Origin of the sequence: Planosporangium thailandense, from assembly GCF_011947195.1 — a bacterium.
Lineage (GTDB): Bacteria > Actinomycetota > Actinomycetes > Mycobacteriales > Micromonosporaceae > Planosporangium > Planosporangium thailandense.
This window is the reverse complement of record NZ_JAATVY010000083.1, coordinates 1-1,014: the sequence shown is the minus strand read 5'-3', so window position 1 is coordinate 1,014 and position 1,014 is coordinate 1. Positions and strand designations below refer to the sequence as shown.

At 77.5% G+C, this 1,014-nt stretch carries 1 protein-coding gene; it reads right to left on the bottom strand.

Translation table 11 applies throughout. The annotated features are described in order from the left end of the window. A partial coding sequence (locus HC031_RS32215) for an HNH endonuclease signature motif containing protein (protein ID WP_167929235.1) occupies positions 1-1,014 on the bottom strand: 1,014 nt, incomplete at both ends.

Here is a 1,014-nt window from a genome sequence, read left to right as displayed (position 1 = left end):
GTCGGTGGGGTTGAGGCGGACCTGCCAGGGGCTGTGGTGGATGAGGCGGTGGTGGTGGCCGCAGAGCAGGACGCCGTTGTCGAGGGACGTGGTGCCGCCGTCTGCCCAGTGGATGATGTGGTGTCCGTCGGTCCAGCGGGGTGGCCGGTCGCAGCCGGGGAACGCGCAGCCGTGGTCGCGCAGGATCAGCGCGCGGCGCAGCGGGCCGGTGAACAGGCGGCGTTCGCGGCCGAGGTCGAGGACCTGGCCGGTGGTGGCGAGCACGGCGGGCAGGATGCCGGCGTCGCAGGCCAGCCGGCGGGCGGTGGTGGCGCTGAGTGGGCTGCCGTCGTCGAGGGTGGCGACGCCGAGTCGGGTGCGCAGGGTGGCGTGGTCGACGGTGACCACGAGTTGGGGGCGGTCGCCGCCGTTGTCGGGTAGCGCGCCGGTGGCGGTGGCCAGCCGGCAGACGTCGACGAGGGCGTCGGCGCGCCGCTGCCCCGGGGTGCGCGGCGGCGAATCGGGGCCGCTGGTGCGGGGCGCGCACAGCGGGTCGAGCGCGGCGCGGACCACGGCGGCGGCTTCCCGGTCCAGCCAGCCCGTCACCCGCACCCGGTCGGTGCCGGGCACCTCGGACAGTCGAAAGTCCCGGCCGGCGTGGGCGCGGTCCTCGGCCCGCTCCAGCGCGGCCTGCGCCTGCCGGTCGGCCTGCTCGGGGGCGACGACCTCCCACAGCCGGCGGCCCAGCAGGGTCAGCTCGCGCGGGCCGAAGCGGGTGGCCTCCCCGGCCAGGTGCGCGTCGCCGGCCGGGCGCAGGTGCGGCGGCAGGTCGGCCACCGCCGCCGCGATCACCCGCGCCTGCTCCACGTTCACCCGGCCGACAGCCAACGCATCAGCCGTCGCCGGCACCTGCGCATCCAGTGCGGCAGCGAGCTTGACCTGCCCGGCTGCCGCACCGGCCGCGACGCGATACCGGTCCCGCAACCAGGCAGCCGTATTCGCCGCGCCCTGCCCGACCGCCACGCCCCGGCCGTC